This window comes from Allorhizocola rhizosphaerae (assembly GCF_003426775.1).
Taxonomy (GTDB): domain Bacteria; phylum Actinomycetota; class Actinomycetes; order Mycobacteriales; family Micromonosporaceae; genus Allorhizocola; species Allorhizocola rhizosphaerae.
This window is the reverse complement of the sequence record NZ_QJUG01000362.1, coordinates 1-5,130: the sequence shown is the minus strand read 5'-3', so window position 1 is coordinate 5,130 and position 5,130 is coordinate 1. Positions and strand designations below refer to the sequence as shown.

The following is a 5,130-nucleotide window of genomic DNA, read 5'->3' as shown; positions in this document are numbered from 1 at the left end:
AGCCAGTCGATCGCCGTGCGGTCCATGGCCGCGCCCGCTGCCAGGTGCTCGCCGACCCGTTCGGCCGGCGCACCGGCCGTGCGCAGCACCTCGCTGGCGCGCAGATGAAGCGCCGCCCGCACGGACGCGGGCACCCGCCCGGCCGCGGCCTCACGGATCAGGTCGTGGCGGAACACCACCTGCCCGCCCGCCTCCGCGAGCAGCCCGGCATCGGTCGCGATCCGGATGGTCTCGAACACCTCTGCCGGCGATATATCGAGCGTCGCCGAGAGCTCCGCCGCGTTGACCGTCGCGCCTAGCACCGCCGCCAGCTGGAGCGTCTCACCGGCCTTGCGCGGCAACAGCTCCCACCGGCGCATGACGACATCGGCGAGCGATTGCGGCACCTGCCCGGCGATCTCCCGCTGCCGGGACAGAGCGGCGACAACCTCCAGGATGTACAGCGGATTGCCGCCCGCACCGGCGAGCAGCCTCCGCAGTGCCGGCCCGGCGGGAGCGCCGAGCAGGCCGCGCACCAGCTGGTCCACCCCGGGTTCGTCCAGCGGCCCCAGGCTCAAAAGCCGCGCGCCGGCGCGGCTTCGCGCGAGCGCACCGATGTCGTCGCGGCGCGGTGTCACCCGCAGGGCGATGACCAACAGCAACGGTTGCTCGGCCGCAGCCCGCGCGAGCTGGTCGAGCACCACCACACTCGCCGGATCCGCCCACTGCGCGTCATCGACGATGATGGCCACCGGGCCCGCTGCGCACCAGCCGTCCACCAGTTCGAGAATCGCCTCGGTCACGGCCATCTCGTGGTTCACGGCAGCGGTGCTCTCCCCGAAGCTTTCTTCGCCGCGCAGCAGCGCCGCCGCCCGGCTCGCACCCGCCTCACCCGAGCCGCGAAGCCCCAGGCACTCGCCCACGGCCGCGAACGGCAGCCGCTGCTCGAAATCTTCGGCGGCTCCGCGGGCCAACCGCATGCCGAGCCCGGCGCACTCTCGCTCAAGCACGTCGAGCAACGCCGTCTTGCCGATGCCCGGTTCGCCCTCGATCAGCGCGACCCCGCCCCGGCCCGCGCGGGCCTGGCGGGCAAGCTCGCTCAGGAGCGCGATCTCGGCCTGTCGGCCGACAAGCTCCGCGTAGGCGCCGGCGGTGCCCATGACCTCAGTATAGAGACGAAGATCAGCGTGCGTAGGCGGCCTCGAACACGCGCACCGCCGAGTCGGCGAAGTTTTCGAGCTCGGCCTGCGTGAAGCGTTCGCCGGCGCCGCGGCCGTTCGACGCGGGCCACACCTACCCGCCGGGCGACGTGCTGCCCGAGCTCGCCGCCGAGGCGCACAAGCGGCGGCAGGCCGGCGACGATATCGGCGGCTAGGCGCTCGACCGCCGACCGCCGAACAAGAGCAGCACCGCCTGGCGCGTGCGGGCCGTGATCCGTACTGTTGAAAATGGTTGTCATTGCGGTAGGCTTCGCGGCGATGAGAACCAGGACGTGGATCACGGTGGCCGCTGTGCTGGCGGCGCTGGCCCTGGCCGGTTGTGGGGCCGAGGACGGCCAAGGGGATGCCGGGCCTGCGGCCGGTAGGGACACCATTCGGTTCGTCACGCCATATCGGGTCAAGAGCCTGGATCCGGTGACGCAGGGGCTGTGGGCGCCCGAGTGGGGCTACGGCGAGCTGCTCATGCGGGCCACGGAGGAGGGCAGGGTCGAGCCGTGGTTGCTGGAGCGGCTCGATACGGCCGACGCGGTGACGTGGACGCTGACGCTGCGTCGGGGTGTGCGGTTTCAGCATGGTGCCGTGCTGGACGCTGCGGCGCTCAAAGCGGTGCTCGACCGGGCTCTGGCCGGCAGTGGGCTGCTGGCGGCCAACCTGCCCGGTGCGACCACGGCCGTCGGTGGCGAGTGGACGGTGACGTTGCGCGCCACCGCGCCGGTGGCGAACCTGCCTCACCTGCTGGCCGACGAGCAGGGCGCGGTGGTCTACGACCCGGCGGCGGTGCCGCCCGGAACCGATCCCGCGACCCTGATCGGCAAGGGTGTCTACACCGGACCGTTCGAGGTCACCGCGCTCACGGCGGACGAGATGACGCTCACCCGTGACCCTGACTACTGGGGCGGCCACGTGGGCCTGGCTCAGGCGCGGGTGCGGTTCGTGCCCGACGGGCAGGCGCGTGTGCTGGCCGTGCGCAACGGCGAGGCCGATGTGGCGCTCTATCCGCCCACCGAGCTGGTGCGCCAGCCCGGCGGGGGTGCCACCGCGGTGGCCGCACGCCAACCACTGCAGCAGTTGCGGGCGATCTTCAACACCCGTACCGCGACCATGCGAGACGAGGCGGTGCGGCGGGCGTTCGCTCTGGGCGTCGACTATCGGCAGATCGCCGAGGACGTTCTGGACGGCCTCTACACCACGGCGACCGGGCTGTACCCGCAGGTGGCCGGATATGCCGTGGCCGCACAGCGCACTGATGCGGCCGAGGCGGGGCATCTGCTGGAGTCCGCCGGATGGCGGATGGGCGGCGACGGGGTACGGGCAAAAGATGGTCAGCGGCTAACCGTGGCTCTGTTGACGTACCCGCAGCAGCCAGACACCAAGACCATCGCGGTGGCGATGCAGGCGCAGCTCAAGCCGGTCGGGTTCGATGTGCAAATATCCGAAGTGGACAGCAACTACGAGGCGATGAAGCGGCCATCCGGCTGGGATGTCGGGCTGTCGTTCGACGGCACGCTCGGGTACACCTATGACCCGATAGCGCCACTGCGCGACTTTCTCACCACCCGCGGCGCGAAGAACTTCGGCGCAGTCAGCGATGCTGAGTTGGACCGGCTGGTCACTGCGGTGGGCTCCACTGTGGACGATGCCGCGCGCCGGCCGCTTCTGGTCCGGGCGCAGGAGCAGATCGCTGCGCACGGATACACGGTCGTGGTGGCCCACCGGTCGTCGAAAGCCGTTGTCGGCCCGGCCTTCCGCGGTTACGTGCCATCTTCGGTGCTGCACCACCTGACCGCCCGCACGGCGGCCGGCTGAGTGGTGCGCCGTCTGCTTGCCCGGCTCGGCGTCGCCGTCGCGACGGTGGCCGGTGCGGCCGCATTGGTCTGGGCGCTGCAGCTGCTCGCGCCCGGTGATCCGGCGCGGCGCGTGCTCGCCGCTACCGGCATTCACGATCCGCTGCCGGCCCAAGTCGAGGCGGCCCAACGGGAGCTTGGTCTCGACCAACCGGTGTATCGCAGGCTGATGGACTGGTACGCCGGCGTGGCCCGCGGTGACCTCGGCGTCTCATGGCGTACCGGACGGCCGGTGCGCGCGGAGCTGGCCGACCGGCTGCCGGCGACCGGGCGCCTGGTCGCGGCGACCGGCGTGCTCGCCGCGCTGGCCGCGATACCGGTGACCCTGCTTGCCTCGGCGAGCCGGCGACGCTGGCCGGATGGGTTGCTGCGGGTCGGCACGTTCGTGGCGGCCGCGACACCGAGCTTCCTGGTCGGCACGCTGCTGCTGGACATCCTGGTGGTACGGGCGGGGGTGGGCCGCGTGCTGTCCGACGGCTCGTGGCGGGCGGCGTGGCTGCCGGCCGTGCCGCTCGCCCTGGGCATCGCCGCCTATTGGTCGCGGGTGCTGCGCACCGCGCTGGGCGAGGCAGCGACCGCGCCGTTTCTGGAGACCGCCGCGGCGCGCGGGTCCGGTCGGTTGCGCCTGCTGTTCGTGCACGCCTTGCCGAACGCGGCCCGGCCGTTGCTGGCCGCGGTCGGTGTGGCGATGGGATCGCTGCTGGCCGGAGCGGTGGTGATCGAGACGCTGTTCACCTGGCCGGGCGTGGGCCGGCACCTCATCGAGGCGATCGAGGCGCGCGATGCGCCGGTGGTGCAAGGGTTCGTGCTGTTCGGCGTCGCCTGCTACGTGGCCACCAGCCTGCTGACGGACATGCTGGCGTGGCTGATCGATCCCCGTCCGGAGGCGGCGTGAGATCGGCGGGCGCGGTCGTCGGGCTGTTTCTGCTTGCGCTGCTTGCCTTCCTGGCGTTCATGGTGCCGGCTTTCACGCCCGACCCGGACGCCACCGCGTATGGCGACAAGCTGGCCCAGCCGAGTTGGGCGCATCTGCTTGGGACGGATGCGGCTGGGCGGGATGTGCTGGCACGGGTAGCCGCCGGGGCCCGCATCTCCCTCGGTGGGGCCCTGCTGGTCGGGGTCGCCGGCGTTGTCGTCGGGTTGCTCGTCGGTCTGGCCGCGGCACTGGTCGGCGGTGTCGTGGACGCCCTGCTGTCGCGGCTCATCGACGTGGTGCTGGCGGTGCCGACCCTGTTGCTGGCGCTGGCCGTGGTGGGTGTGCTCGGTCCAGGCTTGCGTAACCTGCTGGTCGCGATGGTGCTCGCGGGTTGGGCGCCGATTGCCCGGCTGGCCCGCGCCTGGGCCGCTGAGCGGCTGGGCCGCCCGTATGTCACCGCGGCCCGCCTCGCTGGCTTGTCCCGGTGGCGAGCCGCCCGTCTTCATGTGGTACCGCCGACGGCCCACGCGGTGCTCGCCGTCGCCACGCTCGGCCTGGGCGAGACCATCCTGGGCCTGGCCGGGCTGTCGTTCGTCGGTCTCGGCGTGCAGCCGCCCACCGCCGAGTGGGGGCAACTTGTCGCCGAGAACCGTCTCTACGCCACCACTGCGCCCTGGCTTGTGCTGGCACCCGGCGCGGCGATCGTGCTCAGCGTCGCGGCGGTCACCCTGCTGGCCGACGCCTGGCTCGACCGGGCGGCGGCGCCGTGACGCCGGCGTTGCTCGTAGAGGACCTCACGGTGGAGTACCCCACCGGTGTGGTCGCCTTGCGATCGCTTGACCTTGTGGTCGCCGACGGTGAGGCCGTGGCGCTGACCGGCGAGTCAGGCTCGGGCAAGTCCACTGTGGTGCGTGCCGTGCTCGGGCTGTTGCCGCGCGGCACGCGAGTGTCCGGGCAGATCCTGGTCGGTGGGCATGACATGACGACGGCGACGTCCCGGCAGTTGCGCCGGCTGCGTGGCACCGCGGTGGGTTACGTGGCCCAAGACCCGTACGGTGCCTGCGATCCGGTGTGGACGGTCGGGCATCACGTGGCCGAGGCGTGGCATGCGCACCGCCGCCGGCTGCCGCGCGGCGAGGTGGGCCGGCGCCTGACCGCCCTGGGCATCCCG

6 protein-coding genes are annotated in these 5,130 nt (G+C 72.3%); 5 read left to right on the top strand and 1 reads right to left on the bottom strand.

From position 1 onward, the window contains the following. Window positions 1-1,139 (bottom strand): ATP-binding protein (locus tag DM816_RS40010; protein WP_162908342.1); only part of this gene is annotated, 1,139 nt, incomplete at its 3' end. An 89-nt stretch (window positions 1,140-1,228) separates the two neighbouring features. Here DM816_RS40010 and DM816_RS45425 point away from each other — a divergent pair. The 5 genes from DM816_RS45425 to DM816_RS39990 all read left to right on the top strand — a co-directional run. Further along, on the top strand, window positions 1,229-1,354 hold the full coding sequence (locus DM816_RS45425) for a hypothetical protein (protein WP_281274408.1): 126 nt from the start codon (window positions 1,229-1,231) through the stop codon (window positions 1,352-1,354). 103 nt (window positions 1,355-1,457) lie between these two features. Then, a complete protein-coding gene (locus tag DM816_RS40005) occupies window positions 1,458-3,005 on the top strand; it encodes an ABC transporter substrate-binding protein (RefSeq protein ID WP_162908341.1) in 1,548 nt (515 codons plus the stop codon). A gap of 3 nt (window positions 3,006-3,008) precedes the next feature. Beyond that, a complete protein-coding gene (locus DM816_RS40000; protein ID WP_211589063.1) occupies window positions 3,009-3,938 on the top strand; it encodes an ABC transporter permease in 930 nt (309 codons plus the stop codon). Beyond that, a complete protein-coding gene (locus DM816_RS39995; RefSeq protein WP_211589062.1) occupies window positions 3,935-4,729 on the top strand; it encodes an ABC transporter permease in 795 nt (264 codons plus the stop codon). Before DM816_RS40000 ends, DM816_RS39995 begins: the two co-directional genes overlap by 4 nt. A 29-nt stretch (window positions 4,730-4,758) precedes the next feature. Beyond that, window positions 4,759-5,130, top strand: a 372-nt coding sequence (locus DM816_RS39990; RefSeq protein ID WP_211589061.1) for an ATP-binding cassette domain-containing protein, incomplete at its 3' end; no start/stop codon positions are given.

What these genes read in the sequence shown, in the direction of transcription:
- DM816_RS40005 (WP_162908341.1), top strand. Translation starts at nt 1,458, where the DNA reads ATGAGAACCAGGACGTGGATCACGGTGGCCGCTGTGCTGGCGGCGCTG.